The organism is Mucilaginibacter jinjuensis (genome assembly GCF_028596025.1).
Taxonomy (GTDB): domain Bacteria; phylum Bacteroidota; class Bacteroidia; order Sphingobacteriales; family Sphingobacteriaceae; genus Mucilaginibacter; species Mucilaginibacter jinjuensis.
The window spans coordinates 3,995,169-4,012,921 of the sequence record NZ_CP117167.1 but is presented as its reverse complement, the minus strand read 5'-3'; the positions used below and the strand labels follow the sequence as shown (position 1 = coordinate 4,012,921).

Here is a 17,753-nt window from a genome sequence, read left to right as displayed (position 1 = left end):
GAGCGAGTAACACTTATGCTTTAAATAAAAGACGAAAAGACAAGACTGACAACCGATAACCGATAACAGACAACCGAACTATGATAAGAAACTATATCAAAGTGGCTTTACGAAACCTAAAGCACAATAAGGCTTATGCTATTATCAATGTGGTGGGCTTATCATTGGGTATTACCTGTGGTATACTCATTTTTATGCTGGTAAGCTATCATCTAAGCTTCGATTCGTTTCATCGTAATAAGCAGCGGATTTACCGGGTGGTTACCGAGTTTCACGAAGAGTCGATTGAATATCAACCGGGTGTGCCGCAGCCCCTGGGTAAGGCCGTACGTGATAATTATAGCTTTGCAGAACACGTAGCGCGTATTAAAACCAACCGCAAGGTGCTCATATCTTTACCCGGAGCAAAGGATGTTAAAAAGTTTGATGAAGAGGAAACCGTAGCATTTGCCGAGCCTCAATTTTTCGACATATTTAATTTCCCATTACTGCAGGGCGACAGGAAAACTATGTTGGCCGAACCCAATACCGCCATTATCACCCAAAAAATGGCTGCCAAATATTTTGGTACCGAAGAGGCCATTGGCAAAATTATAAGGTATAACAACAAAACAGATTTTAAGGTTACGGGGATTTTGAAGGATATCCCCAATAATACAGATTATAAGAGCGAGATTTATTTATCCTATCTCAATTTAAAAGATGCTTATCCCGACCTGGCGCGTGACGATAGCTGGACACAGGTTTCGAGCAGTATGCAGTGTTTCTTACTGTTAAAACCAAGCGTAACCCAACAGAATGTAGACCTTAATTTTGTTGGATTTGCTAAAAAATACCTTGCCCCCGAAGACGCCAAAACCACCACTTATAAATTACAGCCCCTTAACGATATCCACTTCAATACAGATTACAGTGGCGAAACAGACAGACGCATGCTGTGGGCTTTTGCTTTAGTTGGCCTGTTTTTAATTGTAACAGCCTGTGTAAACTTTATTAACCTGGCTACGGCACAAGTGCTTAACCGGGCTAAAGAAGTTGGTGTACGTAAAGTGATGGGCGGGGTACCTAAGCAGCTTTTCTGGCAGTTTATTTCAGAAACGGCATTAATTACACTCCTGTCTGTAGCAGGGGCTTGTGTGTTGGCCTATCTTGCTTTGCCTTATCTTAATGATCTTTTCGGCACAAAAATTCAGTTTAATACAGGTACTGATATTGAGCTGGCATCATTCCTTGTGCTTTTATCTTTAGTGGTTATATTTTTATCAGGTTCTTATCCGGGTTTGGTACTTGCAAAATTTCAGCCTGTAATCGCTTTAAAAGGGGAAGTGTCGCAGAAAAATGTGGGCGGTTTTTCTTTAAGGAGAGTGCTGGTTATAACGCAGTTCGCAATTTCGCAGGTGCTGATTATTGGTACTATAGTGATAGCCAGCCAGATGAATTTTTCGCGCACTACCGATTTAGGTTTTAATAAACAAGGGATCATTTTATTGCCTGTACCAACAGATGATAAAATGAAGATGAATACCTTACATAACCGGCTGGCCAGCGTGCCGGGGGTAGAGAGTGTTTCGATATGCCATCAGCCGCCAGCTTCTCAATCTAATAACCTAACGGGCATCAGATATGGCAATAACGTTAAAGATGAGCTTTGGGAAATTAACGAAAAGGATGCCGACGACCAATACATTAAAACTTTTGGATTAAAGCTGATAGCCGGCCGCAACCTGTTTCCATCGGATACCTCGCGCGAATTCGTTGTGAATGAAGTGGTAGTGAAAAAACTAAATCTGCGTTCGCCGCAGGATATTATTGGCAAAATGATTCGTGCCGGGGGTAATACTGGCCCGGTTGTGGGGGTGATTAAGAATTTTCACAATGCCTCATTCCGTCAAGGTATAGCGCCGGTATTTTTAACCACTAACTATCAGAGTTATGATAATTATGCTATAAAAGTTAACCTTAATAATGCTAAACCTGCTTTGGCTGCTTTTGATAAACTTTGGACCGAAACCTACCCCGATCATATTTATAGCTATCAGTTTTTGGATGAGCGCCTTGCCAAATTTTACGATCAGGATAATACCATGTTAAAGCTGATTGAGGTATTTGCATGCATCGCCATCTTAATTGGGTGCCTGGGCCTATATGGATTAATATCTTTTATGGCACTGCGTAAAACCAAAGAGATAGGCGTACGGAAAGTATTAGGAGCCTCGGTACAAAATATTATATGGTTGTTTGGGCGCGAGTTTGGTATGCTGGTGCTTGTGGCTTTTGTAATTGCCGCACCACTAGCCTGGTGGGCTATGCACCACTACCTACAAGATTTTAAATACCGGATAGCACTAAGCCCCTGGATCTTCTTATCGGCGGTGTTAATTACAATTGTTATTTCGTCTTTAACGGTTAGCTATCGCTCGGTTAAAGCAGCTTTAGCAAACCCGGTTAAAAGCTTGCGTAGTAAATAGATTTTGGATAAAGGACTTGGGGACAAAAGACAATTAGATAAAAGATAGAGGATTATAAGAGGGAACAAAGACTGACAACAAACAACCGATAACAGACAACCGAACTGATAACAGACAACTGAATACCATGTTTAAAAACTATCTGAAAGTAGCTTTACGAAGCTTACTGAAACGCAAAGCGTTTAGTGTTATTAACATATTGGGTTTGGCTACAGGTATGGCCGTTTGCCTGCTCATTGTTTTGTTTATACAGGATGAGCTGAGTTATGATAAGTTTCAGGAGAAAGGCGACCGTATTTACCGGATAGCGCTTGATCGGATTTATCCTGGCAGATCAACGTCTTATGCCATTATCCCGGCGTCAATTGGTGATGCGGCGAGACATGATTTCCCCGAGATTGAACAATGCACCAGGATGTTTGACCCTATAGGAAATGGCACTTTCCCGCTTAAATATGGTGATAAGGTTTTTGAGGAAAGAAAGGTACTGATTGCCGATTCTAACTTTTTTAATGTGTTTAGTTACAAGGCACTCGCCGGTAATCCCTTAACTGCTTTAACTAAAGTAAATAATGTGGTTATTAGCGAGAGTACAGCTAAACGCATTTTTGGTTCGGCAGATCAGGCCATCGGTAAACAGTTTTTGGTTGATCAAAATAACGCGAACCCAAACTTTGTAATCAGCGCTGTGGTGCAGGACTGGCCCGCTAACTCACACTTTAAGTTTAGTATGCTGATTTCTGCAAGTAGCTTCCCGTTTACCAGTCAGCCTAATTATACCGGTTTTTCGGCTTACACTTATTTACTGCTTAAGCCGGGCGCTTCGCCGCAGGCTGTTGATGCAAAGCTTCCATCCATTGTCAAAAAATATGTCGCGGGAGAAATTGGCCGTTCTTTCGGCGAAACTTATGAGCAATTTACGGCAGCGGGTAATGGCTACCATTATTATTTGCAGCCGCTTACCAAAATACATTTGATTTCAGACCTGGAATCCGAACTCAGCGTAAATGGCAGCATGACCACCATTTACCTGTTTAGCGTAATTGCCATATTTATATTGGCACTGGCCTGTATCAATTTCATCAACCTCTCAACCTCATTATCTGTCGAACGCGCTAAAGAAGTAGGGATCCGCAAAACATTCGGGTCCGATAAACAATCTATTGTTTACCAGTTCTTAACCGAGTCTGTAATCATTAGCCTGATGAGTTTGGTTATAGCTTTTGGGTTGATACTGTTGCTATTACCGTTGTTTAACCAGATCGCCGATAAAGATCTTTCAGTCTTATATTTTATAACGCCTTTGCACTTATTGTTGCTTGTTGTATTTGCAATTGTGCTTGGTGGAATAGCAGGTATATATCCCGCATTTATTCTGTCGTCATTTAATCCGATAACCGTTTTAAAGGGACGATTTAAATCAAACAAATACGGTTTGTTTCTGCGGAATGGGTTGGTGATCTTCCAATTCAGTATATCCATTGTATTAATCATCGCTACCATTATTGTAAACCAGCAGATCAATTTTATGCAAGGCGATAAACTGGGTTTTAAAAAGGACCATATCATTGTGGTGAACAATGCATTTTTGCTCAACAAACAAACCAAAGCTTTTAAAAATGAATTGCTGAAAATCCCTGGAGTAGAGTCGGTAAGCGGCACATCAACCATGCCCGGCGATGCAGGCTTTTTTGGTGTAAGTTACCAGCCCGAAGGTTCAAAACAATCTATAACAGGCCGCGGCATTGTGGTTGATGACGATTTTTCCAAATTGCTTGGCCTTGAAGTTAAGCAAGGGCGTTTCTTTTCAGAATCTTATCCAACAGACTCATTAGGTTTAGTACTTAATGAAAAAGCCGTAAGTGAAATGGGCTTGAAAAACCCGATCGGTGCGCGGCTAACCAGTCCGGGCGTTACATTGAAGGATGGCTCAAATGTTATTTTTACGGTGATAGGCGTGGTTAAAGATTTCCATTATCAATCGTTACACCAAAAAATTACACCACTGATATTCAACAGCGGCCAGCGTAATAATACGGTGTTTGGGGAGATAGGGGTAAAGGTAAAATCAGATCATTTTCAGAGCACCCTAAACAGTATCCAGCATACCTGGGATAGTTTCGTTAAAGATCACCCCTACCATTACAACTTCCTCGACCAAACCGTTGCCGAACAATATCATGCCGAGCAAACTGCACAAAAGGTATTCAGCGTGTTTACCGTGTTGGCCATCTTTATTGCCTGTATCGGTTTAATGGGTTTAGCAGCTTATGCTACCCAACAACGCATCAGGGAAATTGGCATCCGCAAAGTATTGGGTGCATCTATCAGTGGTATTGTAAGCATGCTCTCGGTTGATTTCCTGAAATTGATCCTGTTTGCAAGCCTTGTGGCCTTCCCGATAGCCTGGTTTGCCATGCACAGCTGGCTGCAAAACTTTGCTTACCGCGTTGCCATCAACTGGCTGGTATTTATACTGGCGGCTGGTATTTCGGTATTGATCGCGATGCTTACCATCAGCTTCCAGGCCATTAAAGCAGCATTGACGAACCCGATAAAAAGTTTGAGAAGCGAGTGAATTTAGTTGAGAGGGAGTGAGTGGTGAATGAGTGAGTTGTAACCCCATAATAGTTGATTAGATAAAGAGCTAAAAATAAAATGTTGATAATAAATGTGGTTCACGTGTGCAAAGACTGACAACCGACAACTGATAACTGACAACAGAAATGATAAAGAACTACTTTAAAATAGCATGGCGTAAGCTTAAAAAGAACAGGCTGTATTCGTTTGTGAATATATTGGGTTTAACGGCAGGGTTGGCCAGTTGCTTGTTAATTGGTTTGTATTTATATAATGAATTAACTTACGATAATTTCCATCAGAATGCCAACCGTATTGCGCGGGTTACTATGGAATATAACCACGGCAGTACAAGCAAAACAGCAGTTACAGGTAGTAAAGATGGCCCGCAATTAAAAAGAATGTTCCCGGAAGTAGAAGATTACGTGCGGACTATCAGATACGATGGTGTTTTTAATAAGGATGGTAAGTTTTTCCACGAAGATAATATCCTTTATGCCGATCAGCCTTTCTTCAAAGTATTCTCTTTTCACCTGTTAGAAGGAAGCGCTGCACAAGCATTATCTGCACCAGATCATATCGTGCTTACATCGGCAATGGCTAAAAAGTATTTTGGCGATGCAGACCCGATGGGCAAAACCCTTAAATTGGGTAAGAAAGACTATGTGGTAAGTGGCATTGCCGCAAACATCGCACCCAACTCACAGATTCATTTTGATTTTGTGGTGCCCTTCGATGTACTTTCAGCTGCCAAAAATGAAGAATGGTTTTCGGCTAATTATGTTACCTATCTGTTGCTGAAAAATGGCAACAATATCCAGCCGCTGCAAAAACAAATTAGCGCTTATATGCAGCAGGTAAGCGCCGGCGAGCTTAAAATGACTGGCCAGGAATATTTAACCTTAAATCTCGAACCGCTAAAAAGTGTTCACCTGCACTCGCAGCTTAGCGGCCTTGAGTTAAATGGAAGTCTCACTTATATCTACATCCTGTTCAGTATTGCGCTGCTTATTTTAATTATTGCAGCGGTTAACTATACCAACCTGGCAGTAGCGCAATCGGCAGGACGGAGTGCCGAAATCAGCATCCGTAAAGTGTTAGGGGCAAGTACCCTGCAACTGTTCAGGCAGTTTATTGGCGAGTCTGTATTCTTTACCACTCTCGCTACCGTGCTGGCTATATTGGTAGCTTACACTTTGCTACCTCAGTTTAATGCAATGGCTGGAAAGAACTTCACTACTGAAGATTTGCTGAATCCCATTGTATTAGTTTTATTAATGATATTGAGCATTGTAATCAGCTTTGTTGCTGGTGCCTACCCATCGCTGTTGTTATCGAACGTTAAACTTATCAAGCTTTTAAAATCGGGTTTTGCATTTACGGGTAATACATCGTTGCGCCAATCGCTTATTGTGTTTCAGTTTGTAATTTCCTTCTTCCTTATTATATCTACCACAATTATTATTCGCCAGCTTAATTACATCCAGACTAAAGATGTGGGCTATAACCGCAATAACGTGATTGTTTTGCCGCTCGATTATAATTTATATCCGGTTGTTAATACCCTTAAAACACAAATGGCCGCCGTGCCTAATGTTGAAGGGATTAGCGTGGCTAATTCATCGCCGGTTAATGTGGGCTGGGGCGATGGTATTACCACTCACGATGGCAAAAAGGTAATGGTGAATGCCATACCTGCCGATGAAAATTTTGTGTCGATGTTTAAGCTGAAAATTTTAGCAGGCACTAATTATACCCATGCAGATGTACTGCAAATGGATACTACCAATAATGGTAAAAACTTCAAGTATTCATTCATTATCAATGAATCGACCGCTAAGGCATTGGGCTGGACGCCGGAAGAAGCCATTGGCAAAACCATTAACAGAGGGAATGATGGAGTAGTAAAAGCCGTGGTAAAAGATTTCAATTTCAGATCGCTGCACGACCCGATAACGCCGTTGATTATCTTTTTGGATAACAATAATACCAATGCGCTTTTCTTAAAAGTGGCCGATAAAAACGCCCCGCAAGTATTGCATGATCTGGAGGCGATCTGGAAACATGAGGTTGCCAATTATCCGTTCTCTTATCATTTTCTTGATGATGACTATAATGCCATTTACGTATCAGAACAACGTACTGCCGCCATATTTAAAACCTTTGCAATACTGGCCGTTTTATTAGGTTGTTTAGGTCTGTTCGCGCTTACGGCATACTCAGTACTTAACCGCACTAAAGAAATAGGCATCCGTAAGGTATTGGGGGCATCTGTAAGCAGCATCACCTTAATGCTTTCTAAAAACTTTATGAAACTGGTTTTGGTAGCCATTGTCATAGCTTCGCCCATTGCCTGGTATGCTATGCACAGGTGGTTGCAGGATTTTGCCTACCGGATAGCTATCCAATGGTACCTGTTTGTACTGGCTGGTTTGGTAACCATTATTATTGCTTTTGTAACGGTAAGTTTCCAATCTATAAAGGCAGCAGTTAGCACACCAGTTAAAAGTTTACGCAGCGAGTAACTGTAAATTAATGTAAATCAGTTATTTATTTTTTAGAAATGAAACATATTCCTAAAAGATGTGTGTGAAATAACCGAAAAAATATCGGATATTTGGCTAAGCCCACAGTCACATGAAAACGCCCCTCATAACACTGGTCCTGATATTTGTATACAGTATCACTTTCGCCCAGGTAAACTGGACTAACGAGCCGCTTATACAAAAGCAAATTAAAGACCCTATACGTAGTGTTAGTGTTAAAACTTTGGCCGGTAATATTGCTGTAATAGGCACCAGTGACCAACCCAGTATAGAGGTATACGTTGATGCCATTAATGAGGCCACTTCATCAAAAGCCGAACTGAGACGTTTTGTAGAGCAGGATTATGCCATTGATATGGTAGTACGCGATCATCAGTTAATGGTATCTGCAACCTGTAAATACGGTGATAGCAACTGGAAAAAAGCTGTAAGTATTTCTTTTAAAATATTTGTTCCCCGTAATGTTGTTTGTAACCTCACTTCAAAAACAGGCAGTGTAAGCCTGGTGAATTTAGATGGCAACCAAACTTTTAACACCAGTGGGTCTGTAAACCTGGAAAAGATAACAGGGGTAATTAAAGGTCATACTGAAAGTGGTGATATTAACGTTTCTAATGCCGGTTCTGACATTGATCTGTCAACCAAAAGCGGTGATATAGTTGCCATGAATTGCCAGGGCAAGGTTAAACTCAAAACAGATGAGGGTGGTATTAACCTGAGCCGTTTGAAAGGTACTATTGATGCCGAAACACTGGCCGGTAATATCCTGTCGGACGAGATTGACGGTACTTTTAATACCCAAACCACAGCAGGTGATATAACCCTGAAACGGATGTCGTGCCATTTAACAGCAACTACGGTATCGGGCACTATTAATGCCGAATTATCTAAAGCCTGTAAATCCATTAAGCTCAATGCTACCGAAGGGGATGCCAATATTATCCTGACATCAAAAGATGGTTTTAACCTCAATTGTGAAGGAAAATCTATTAGCGGTGATATGCCTAAAAAATTCTCAGGCACTAATGATGGTAAAAAGTTATCGGGAGCTGTATTTGGTGGAGGAGTACCGGTTGAAGTGCATGCCGCATCTGGCGAAGTTAAAGTGCAGTTTATATAAGCAATCAACTTATTTAATATAATGGAGCGGTACAAATGTGCCGCTCTTTTTTTTGCTTTATTGTTCGGAATCAATCACTTACATAGTGTATCAAAACCGTACGCATCGTGTTACACAATCGTACACCATTTAATTATTTATTGAATATAAATATTTGATAATCAATAATTTGATTGTTTGGTATGGAATTGTAACTATAGTGTACGATAAAACAAATTATTGCTACATGAAAACACTCCAAAACATATTTACGATCTGCATTTTAGGGATAGCATTAGCTGCTACGGCACAAACTACACATAAGGATGTAGTTGCAGTTTACCATAAATCGATAGATGATGATGGCAAAACATTGCATATCGCTATTGAAGGAATAAAGAACAAAAGCCAGCCCATTAAATTTGAACGTACCTATGATATAAAAGGAATGAGCAAAATGCAAAGAGATTCTATCATTAAACACGTTACCGACTCACTGGGGGTTAAATAATACAGCATTATGTTTAAAAATTACATTAAAACTGCCTGGCGTAATTTGTGGAAAGGCCGCGTATTCAACAGCATGAATATTGTTGGGCTTTCGGTAGCTATTGCGAGCTCAACATTGTTATTGCTGACTGTGTTTTTCGAATCATCGTACGATAACTTTCATAAAAATATCGACAATATTTACCAGGTATATTTTACCATAAGCAGACCGGGCGCACCACAAAAAACAGGTTCAATGCCTGTACCGTTAGCTCCAACCTTAAAGGCAGATTATCCCGATGTGAAATACATTACCCGTGTAACAGGCGGCCCGCCGGCAACTGTAACTTATGGTGATAAGCAAATACAACAAGAGGTTAATTTTGTTGATGCCGATTACTTTAACATTTTCTCATTTCCGATCATCAAAGGAAATAAAACAGCATTAACCGGTTTAAATGATGTGGTATTAACCAAAGCTTCGGCCAAAGCTATTTTTGGCGATGCCGACCCGATTGGTAAAACCATCGTTGTAAAATACGACGATCAGCCGCGGAGTTTTATCGTAAGTGGTTTGACGGATAATTATCCGGCTAACTCGAGCCTTGGGTCTGATCTTACGGTCCGTTTCGAAAATTCTGGTAGCTACAAAGAGCTGTTAAAAGTCTGGGATTCGCGCACGCATATTGTATACGTACAGTTAAACGCCAATGCCAACCCTGCCAGGTTTGAGCAGGGTTTAAAACCATTTGTAAAGAAATACCTGAAACAAGATCTGGATGATTTAAAGCGTGACGGCGCCAAACCACTGACAGATGGCGAGCGCGAATCATTGGGCATTTTTCCATTTAAAGACAATCACTTTAATACCGATATGGGCGCTGTTTACGGTTCGCCAATCAGCAAAACTTATGTGGGTGCCTTATTGGTTATTGCCATATTTATATTGATCATTGCCTGCATCAACTTTGTTAACCTATCGGTAGCCCGCTCATTTACCCGTGCCCGCGAAATTGGGGTGCGCAAAACTTTAGGGGCAGGTAAGTGGCAATTGCTAACCCAGTTTTGGACAGAAACCGTAATGATATGCCTGATTGCTTTGGTTGCAGGTATTAGCCTTGCTGCACTGGTGATGCCTGGCTTTAAAGCAGCTTTTCAGAGTGGGATAAAGCTTAATATGCTTTTACAGCCGCTGCAACTGTTTACAATTATTGGTCTGTTCTTTTTTATTACCATTGCAGCTGGTTTTTATCCTGCTTTATTGATGCTGCGCTATAAAACTACCCAGGTTTTAAAAGGATCTGTAAATACGCAAAAGCCCGGCAAGGTGCGTAACATATTACTGGTGGTACAATTCTCGCTGGCTACTATCCTCACTATTTGTACCCTTATTATCTGGCAGCAGATCAGCTATCTGCAAACCAAGCCACTGGGCTATAATAAAAACGAGGTAATCAGTATCCCGATTGGTAATAGTATCAATGGTTTGCAGGCCGTACAGTTGTTCCGTAACCAGATGGCCGGCGAACCGGGCGTGGTGGGTATCAGTGGTTCTTATATTAATTTGGGCAGGGGCAAAGATGGCTCGAGCAGCAACTCGGTACGTGGGTTCAATTACAAAGGACACGAGATCCGTACGCATGAGCAAACGGTAGATTTTGATTTTCTGAAAACGCTTGATATTAAACTCGCAGCCGGTCGCGATTTTTCGAGAGATTATGCCGCAGATAGCAATAACGTAGTAATTAACGAGAAAATGGCCGCCTTAGTTGGCAAGGGTAATGTAGTAGGCACCTATTTGCCGATGCGCGATGGCGAACCGCCAATGCAAATCATTGGTGTGTTTAAAGATTATAACTTTCAATCGCTGCATGAAGAGGTTGAACCATTGACGCTGACGATGAAAAAGGATTTTCCGATCAGCTACATATTTGTTCGATTGAAATCTAATAACCTGCTGAATGATTTCGACCGGGTAAAAGCAAAATGGCATGCGGCTTTCCCTAATATTGAGTTTACCGGTTCGTGGCTTACAGAAAATACCGAAAAGCAATACCGTGCCGAGAAACGCTTGTCAACCATATTTATCAGCGCGGCAATCATCGCTATTATTATTTCTTGCATCGGTTTATTGGCCATCTCAATCATGGTAATTGTACAACGTACTAAGGAGATAGGGATCCGTAAGGTGTTAGGATCTAGCGTGTCGAGCATTGTGATTTTACTGTCGCGCGAGTTTGCCAAACTGGTATTAGTGGCCGCAGTAATCGCTTTCCCGGTTGCCTGGTGGGTAATGCATAAATGGCTGGAAGGCTTTGCCTACCGCATCACTATCCAATGGTGGATTTTTGCGCTGTCTGCATTAATAGCTCTTACCATTGCTTTACTAACTATAAGTATTCAGGCGGTAAGAGCTGCATTGGCCAACCCGGTTAAGAGCCTGAAGAGCGAATAGATCTAGTTTTAAATTAGTGAGGGACTGAGTTAGTGAGTGTTAAAAGGCATTTTTTCATTAATTCAAAAATCGACAATAAATACTCAATCACTCACTAATTCACTCATTCAAAATTGAATTTTATGATACGTAATTACTTTAAAATAGCCTGGCGTAACCTTAGCCGCAATAAGGTAAGCAGCATTATAAACATTAGCGGTTTAGCTATTGGTTTGGCCTGCGTGTTGTTTATTGGCATGTATGTAAAAGATGAGCTGAGTTACGACCGCTTTTTTAAAGATAACGACCATATTTTCCGTGTTAACCTGGATGGTAAAATGGGTAACGACGAGTTTTTGCTCGGTCATACGCCACCACCTGTTGGTGCCGCGTTGAAAAGCAATTTCTCTGAGGTTGAAAGTTATGCACGGATCTATAAACCCAATAACGAGATCATTTATTTCGAAAGTAATGGTCAGAAAAAATCATTGACCGAGAAAAACCTGTTGGCTGTTGATTCTAACTTTCTTCAGCTTCTAAATTATCCCCTGGTAGTCGGTAATGCTGCAACTTGTTTAAGCGGCGTAAATTCTGTTGTGTTAACAGAACGTGCTGCTAAAAAGTATTTCGGTGATGCATCGCCTATTGGTAAAACCTTGGTGTTTGATGAATACGCTAAGCCGTTTACCGTTACTGCGGTACTGAAAGATCTTCCCGCACAATCGTCATTGCAATTTGATATGCTTCAATCTACTGAAAGCATCCCGCCTGTAAAGCATTTTAACTGGAGCTGGGTATGGCTGCAAATGGGTACTTATGTAAAGTTGAAACCTAACGTAGCTGTAGATGCCGCCAGTATGAAACGCCTGGAAAGCAGGTTCCCGGCCATGGTAAATCAACAAGCGGCAAGTGCATTTAAACGTATTGGCCAACCCTGGGACGAGTTTAAAAAGAAAGGCGGCCACTGGGACCTGCACCTGCAACCCATTACAGAGCAGCACTTGTATTCAGTTAACGTAGGTACACGTTATTTTAATCAGAGCGACATTAAGTATGTATATATATTTTCGGCTATTGCACTGTTTATAATACTGCTGGCTTGTATCAATTTCATGAACCTTTCTACTGCACAGGCTGCGCGCAGAGCAAAGGAGGTGGGGATTAGAAAAGTACTGGGTTCGGCACGTAAACAATTAATCGGTCAGTTTATGGCTGAGGCATTTTTATACTGTTTATTTGCTGCTTTTGTGGCAGTAGTAATTGTTGCCTTGGCATTGCCTGCATTTAATCAGTTAGCAGCGAAGGAGCTGAGTATTAATACACTGTTTGGTTTACAGGCAATTGCAGGTATTGGTGCATTGATCGTAATTACCTCTTTACTGGCCGGTAGTTATCCGGCGTTCTTCCTCACGTCATTAAAGCCGGTAAGTATTTTAAAAGGCAGCAGTATCTTCAAAGATTCGAGCGGGTTTTTAATGCGCAATGCGCTGGTTATATTTCAGTTTACGGTTTCAACTGTGCTTATTATTTGTACGCTGATTGTTTACAAGCAACTGCATTATACCCAAACCAAAGATCTCGGCTTCAATAAAGAAAACGTACTCGTTATTCAAAATGCCGAACGTTTGGGCCAGAGCGAAGAAAGCCTTCGCCAGGAACTGCTGCGTTTGCCAGAGATCAGCAATGCCACCATAGCCACCGGTATACCAACCCAAAATAGGTTTGCAGACACCTATATCCCCGAACTGGAACCGGGCAATACCAAAAGTGGTGAGAACAACATCCTGCTAGCTTCATTTATTGTTGATGAAGCCTTTGCACCAACCCTGGGATTAAAAATGGCCAACGGTCGTAATTTCTCTAAAGAATTTGCCGATTCTGCCTCTGTCGTTATCAACGAAGCTGCTGCTAAACAAATTGGCTGGAAAAACCCAATCGGCAAAACCATGACTTATCCGGGTGGCAACAACACACAGTTTAAAGTAGTAGGAGTGGTTAAAGATTTCAATGTAGAATCATTGCATCAATCTGTACCGCCGTTTGCATTGTTCTACAAAACATCTAAAACTTACGGTTCATCTACCTCATATATCACCGTTAGGATAAAGCCGGGTGATTATGCCGCAACAATAGCTGCGATACAAAGCAAATGGAGATCGTTTATGCCTGATACGCCGTTCGAATATACCTTCCTCGATGCCGAATTTGATTCGCTTTACCGTGCAGATCAAACAATTGGGCAGGTGTTTAGTGTGTTTACGTTCCTGTCGTTAACCGTAGCTTGCTTAGGTTTACTGGGATTAGCCATTTACACTGCGCAACGCCGCACCAAAGAGATCGGTATCCGTAAAGTGCTGGGCGCATCAATCGAAAACGTGGTGACTATGCTCTCGAAAGATTTCCTGAAACTGGTTATTGTAGCGTCAGTAATTTCCTTCCCTATAGCCTGGTATGCTATGGATAAATGGCTTCAGGATTTTGCTTATCGCACCCCCGTAAGCTGGTGGATCTTTTCCCTGGCAGCAGGTATAACATTGATAATTGCGCTGGCTACTATCAGCTTTCAATCCATTAAAGCCGCGTTGACTAACCCGATAAAAAGCCTGAGGAGTGAATGAGACTAATGATAGAATGATAGAGTGAGTGAATGATAGAATAATGATAGAATGATAGAATCTTGATTTTAGTTCTTTCCATTCACTCATTCTATCATTCACTCCTTCAAAATTATTTTAAAATCGGTGCAACTATTCTAAAAATATGCGCGTCTGATAGGTAACCAAATTCAACGTTTATGAAAATCAACCTTATTTTAACAATGCTTTGCCTGGGCAGTACTGTGGCCATGGCTCAAAATGATAAACAAACTCCGTTTTTAACTAAATCGCTGGCCAGTTATGGTATTAAACAAGCCTTTGTAAATACTTCGGGTGGCAGCATCCAGGTAAGTGGTGTTACCGATGGTTCGGCACGGGTAGAAGTTTACGTAAATGACAACCATGGCCAGCAATTAAGCAAAGAAGAAGCCCAAAAACGTATTGAGAAAGATTACACTCTTGATATAGACGTTCACGATGGTGAAGTACATGCTACAGCGAAATCGAAGAGAGAAAGTAACTGGGGTTGGAATAATAACAATATCAGCATCTCTTTTAAAGTATATGTGCCGGTAAAAACTTCTACCAATTTAAATACAAGCGGCGGCAGTATCCATCTGGATAATTTATCGGGCAACGAAAAATTTGAAACCAGCGGTGGTAGCCTACACCTCGACCACTTAGCGGGTGTTATTAAAGGTGAAACCAGCGGCGGCAGTATCCATGTATCTGATTCGAAAGATAATATCGATCTGCAAACTAGCGGCGGTAGCATTTCGGCAGATAATTGCCAGGGTACTATCCGTTTAGAAACCAGTGGTGGCTCTTTAAACTTAACCCGTTTAAGTGGCAGTATTAAAGCTAATACCAGTGGTGGCAGCGTACATGGCGACGATATTGGCGGGGAACTAATTACCGGTACATCGGGCGGCAGTATTAACCTAAGCGGTATTGATGGCAGCCTTGATGCATCAACCAGCGCAGGTAGCCTGCATGCGCAATTTAAACAGGTTGGCAAATATGTTAAGCTTGAGGTAAGTGCCGGCCATATAGATTTAATTTTGCCAGCTAAGCAAGGCTTAAACCTCGATTTGCGTGGCAATACTATAATCAAATCGCAATTAAACAACTTTAATGGCGATACGGATAAAGAGCATCTTCGTGGCACTGTAAATGGTGGTGGCGCTGTGGTACGTGCCGATGCAGGCAGCGGCCGTGTAAACTTGTCGTTTAACTAATTGATGTAATATAGTGTGATTAATAGTGGAAGCAGGCCGGGTATTTACCCGGCCTGCTTTTTTTATGCAAATGGCTGTAAGTATAATTTCGGCCGAAAATTGTATCATTACCGTACGCACCGTGTTACACTACCGTACAGTTTAAATACTTAAACTAAATATTAAAATATTGATAATCAGTATTTTAAATGTTTGGTATGTTATTGATACTTTAGTGTTCGGTTAAGCAACCAAAAAACAACAGATCACAAACAATTTGTATATGTTATCCTTAAAAAATATCTCTAAATACTATCAGGCCGGTGGCAATAAAACTTATGTGTTAAACAATGTAAGCCTTGATGTTGATGCCGGCGAATTTGTATCAATAATGGGCCCTTCGGGTTCGGGCAAGTCAACCTTGTTAAATATCATCGGTATGCTCGATGAGCCTTCTGAAGGTTATCACTACTTCATGAAAGAAGCTGTTCATCAACTGAAAGAAAAAGCACGTTCGGCTTTATACAAACAATACATCGGTTTCGTTTTCCAGGCTTATCACCTAATTGATGAGCTTACCGTTTACGAAAACATCGAAACCCCGTTAATTTATCAGGACATTAAAAGCAGCGAGCGCAAGGCATTGGTTGCCGATATGCTGGACCGTTTCCAGATCGTGGGTAAGAAAGATCTTTTCCCTGCACAGCTATCAGGCGGCCAACAGCAATTGGTGGGCATTGCCCGTGCACTGATCACCAAGCCCCGTTTAATACTGGCCGATGAGCCTACCGGTAACCTCAATTCAAAACAAGGGGAGGAGATTATGGAGCTTTTCCGCAAGCTGAACAAAGAAGATAAGGTTACCATTATCCAGGTTACCCACAGCGAAAAAAATGCCGAGTACGGTTCGCGCATTATCAATGTGCTGGATGGGAAAATTGATTCATCAAGAAACGTTTAATACTGTAATGAGATACTTTAAATACATATTATTTGCGCTAACCCTTTGCTCATCTGTTCCGGCTTTTAGTCAAACTGATAGTCTGTACACCCTACAACAATGTATCGACATCGCCATAAAAAATAACCTTACTGTTAAGCAAAGCGAGCTGCAAATGGACCGCGATAGGATCTACTGGAACCAGGCCCGCGAAAACCTGCTACCACAGGTATACGGCGATGCATCGCGCAGCATTAACAATGGCCGCAGTTTAGACCCTACAACCTACACTTACGCTAACCAGCAGATTACGAATGATAACTACAGCCTTAACAGTAGTCTGGTGTTATTAAAAGGGTTAAGCCTGATGAATAGCATTAAGCAAACTTCATTGGCTTACCAGGCTGGTAAACTCGATTTTCAACAGGCCAAAAATGATATTACTTTAAACGTAATTACCACTTATCTGCAGGCTTTGGAGAATGAAGATCAGATTTCGTTAACACAAACACAGATAGAGCTTTCGCAACAATCGTTAGACAGGTTAAACATATTGAACAAGGACGGCAGCATTTCGCCATCAGATGTAACAGATGCCCGCGGACAGTTAGCCACTAATAAATTATCGCTGATAGATGCCCGCAATTCTATGTACGCACAGAAGTTAAACTTGTTGCAGTTGATGAATGTGCCTTATAACAGAAACGTAAAACTACAGCGTTTATCGGCCGATGAATTGCCTGCACAATATAAACTAACGGTTGATGAGGTTTATAACAATGCTTTGAATGATTACCCCATGGTAAAAGCGGCAGACCTGCGTTTAAAAAGTACCGATAAAGAAGTAGCGGCAGCAAAAGGCATTTATTATCCAACATTAACTGTAGGCGGCGGCCTGTCGAGCTATTATTCAAGTTTCGATAATACGGGCTACCATAGCCAGATCAATAACAACTATAATTACGGTGTTAATATTGGTTTACATATCCCGATACTGAATTTCTTTCAAACACGCAATAATGTAGCCCTGGCTAAAATTGATAGGTTGAATGCACTGTATACAACTCAAACCACTAAAATAACTTTAAAGAAAAATGTGGACCAGGCGTATGTAAATATGACATTGGCTTACGAGCGTTATCAGACACTGGTTGAACAGGTTGATGCCTACACCCAATCATTTAAAGTAGCCGAAACCAAGTTTAACGCCGGTGTAATAACCTCGGTTGATTATATCACCATCAGGGGCTTTATGGACCGTGCAAACCTAAGCCTTATTAGCGCACGCTACGATTACTTTATCCGCATTAAAATACTGGATTATTACCAGGGAAAACTGGCGCTATAGTAGCTTAATTATCTCTATCACAAAAAAGGCGAAGG

The 17,753-nt window shown here is 41.3% G+C and carries 10 protein-coding genes; all 10 read left to right on the top strand.

Features of this window, described 5'->3' with window-relative positions; translation table 11 throughout:
• The first annotated feature begins 80 nt into the window (after nt 1-80).
• Nucleotides 81-2,468, top strand: coding sequence for an ABC transporter permease (locus PQO05_RS17535; RefSeq protein WP_273628731.1), 2,388 nt, complete (start codon nt 81-83; stop codon nt 2,466-2,468).
• 127 nt (nt 2,469-2,595) lie between these two features.
• The gene (locus PQO05_RS17530) at nt 2,596-5,046 is read left to right on the top strand and encodes an ABC transporter permease (RefSeq protein WP_273628730.1); all 2,451 of its coding nucleotides are present in this window, start codon (nt 2,596-2,598) and stop codon (nt 5,044-5,046) included.
• A gap of 148 nt (nt 5,047-5,194) precedes the next feature.
• Nucleotides 5,195-7,573 (top strand): ABC transporter permease, encoded by a 2,379-nt coding sequence (locus PQO05_RS17525; RefSeq protein ID WP_273628729.1) that lies wholly within the window; start codon nt 5,195-5,197, stop codon nt 7,571-7,573.
• Nucleotides 7,574-7,685: 112 nt separating this feature from the next.
• On the top strand, nt 7,686-8,714 hold the full coding sequence (locus tag PQO05_RS17520) for a DUF4097 family beta strand repeat-containing protein (RefSeq protein ID WP_273628728.1): 1,029 nt from the start codon (nt 7,686-7,688) through the stop codon (nt 8,712-8,714).
• A gap of 226 nt (nt 8,715-8,940) precedes the next feature.
• Nucleotides 8,941-9,204 carry a hypothetical protein gene (locus PQO05_RS17515; protein WP_273628727.1) on the top strand — a complete coding sequence of 88 codons (264 nt, stop codon included), beginning with the start codon at nt 8,941-8,943 and terminating at the stop codon, nt 9,202-9,204.
• 9 nt (nt 9,205-9,213) lie between these two features.
• A complete protein-coding gene (locus tag PQO05_RS17510) occupies nt 9,214-11,637 on the top strand; it encodes an ABC transporter permease (protein WP_273628726.1) in 2,424 nt (807 codons plus the stop codon).
• A 122-nt stretch (nt 11,638-11,759) separates the two neighbouring features.
• The gene (locus PQO05_RS17505; protein ID WP_273628725.1) at nt 11,760-14,234 is read left to right on the top strand and encodes an ABC transporter permease; all 2,475 of its coding nucleotides are present in this window, start codon (nt 11,760-11,762) and stop codon (nt 14,232-14,234) included.
• Nucleotides 14,235-14,410: 176 nt separating this feature from the next.
• Nucleotides 14,411-15,451, top strand: coding sequence for a DUF4097 family beta strand repeat-containing protein (locus tag PQO05_RS17500; RefSeq protein WP_273628724.1), 1,041 nt, complete (start codon nt 14,411-14,413; stop codon nt 15,449-15,451).
• A 262-nt stretch (nt 15,452-15,713) separates the two neighbouring features.
• Complete coding sequence (locus tag PQO05_RS17495) at nt 15,714-16,391, top strand: ABC transporter ATP-binding protein (RefSeq protein WP_273628723.1); 678 nt, start codon at nt 15,714-15,716, stop codon at nt 16,389-16,391.
• A 7-nt stretch (nt 16,392-16,398) separates the two neighbouring features.
• Nucleotides 16,399-17,718, top strand: coding sequence for a TolC family protein (locus PQO05_RS17490; RefSeq protein ID WP_273628722.1), 1,320 nt, complete (start codon nt 16,399-16,401; stop codon nt 17,716-17,718).
• Nucleotides 17,719-17,753: the final 35 nt, after the last annotated feature.

Coding starts and splice junctions, on each gene's coding strand:
- PQO05_RS17535 (WP_273628731.1), top strand. CDS start 81: ATGATAAGAAACTATATCAAAGTGGCTTTACGAAACCTAAAGCACAAT.
- PQO05_RS17530 (WP_273628730.1), top strand. CDS start 2,596: ATGTTTAAAAACTATCTGAAAGTAGCTTTACGAAGCTTACTGAAACGC.
- PQO05_RS17525 (WP_273628729.1), top strand. CDS start 5,195: ATGATAAAGAACTACTTTAAAATAGCATGGCGTAAGCTTAAAAAGAAC.
- PQO05_RS17520 (WP_273628728.1), top strand. CDS start 7,686: ATGAAAACGCCCCTCATAACACTGGTCCTGATATTTGTATACAGTATC.
- PQO05_RS17515 (WP_273628727.1), top strand. CDS start 8,941: ATGAAAACACTCCAAAACATATTTACGATCTGCATTTTAGGGATAGCA.
- PQO05_RS17510 (WP_273628726.1), top strand. CDS start 9,214: ATGTTTAAAAATTACATTAAAACTGCCTGGCGTAATTTGTGGAAAGGC.
- PQO05_RS17505 (WP_273628725.1), top strand. CDS start 11,760: ATGATACGTAATTACTTTAAAATAGCCTGGCGTAACCTTAGCCGCAAT.
- PQO05_RS17500 (WP_273628724.1), top strand. CDS start 14,411: ATGAAAATCAACCTTATTTTAACAATGCTTTGCCTGGGCAGTACTGTG.
- PQO05_RS17495 (WP_273628723.1), top strand. CDS start 15,714: ATGTTATCCTTAAAAAATATCTCTAAATACTATCAGGCCGGTGGCAAT.
- PQO05_RS17490 (WP_273628722.1), top strand. CDS start 16,399: ATGAGATACTTTAAATACATATTATTTGCGCTAACCCTTTGCTCATCT.